General features: G+C 63.3%; 1 protein-coding gene. It reads right to left on the bottom strand.

From position 1 onward, the window contains the following. The coding region (locus U5775_RS39190) for a phosphopantetheine-binding protein (protein ID WP_322063469.1) at positions 1 to 338 on the bottom strand (338 nt) is incomplete at both ends.

Genomic DNA, 338 nt, shown 5'->3' with positions numbered 1-338 from the left:
GCCACGATCTGCAGGCTCAGGATCGAATCGCCGCCCAGTTCGAAGAAGTTGTCGTGACGGCCCACGCCTTCGATGCCCAGGACCTCGCACCAGATCTTTGCGATTGCCGCTTCCGTTGCGCCTTCAGGTGCTTCGTACTCCGCAGCAGATTCGAATTCCGGTTGCGGGAGTGCCTTGCGGTCGAGCTTGCCGTTCGAGGTCAGCGGCAGCGACTCCAGCACCACGATCGCCGCCGGCACCATATAGTCCGGCAACGTCTGCGCTAGCGCCGCGCGCAGCGTCGCGACATCGAGCGTAATACCCATACGCGCCGTCACATACGACACCAGACGCGCACC

The sequence above is a fragment of the Paraburkholderia sp. J63 genome, from assembly GCF_905220245.1.
GTDB lineage: Bacteria > Pseudomonadota > Gammaproteobacteria > Burkholderiales > Burkholderiaceae > Paraburkholderia.
Note: the sequence above shows the minus strand (reverse complement) of the source record. Positions and strands in the feature narration are given on the sequence as shown.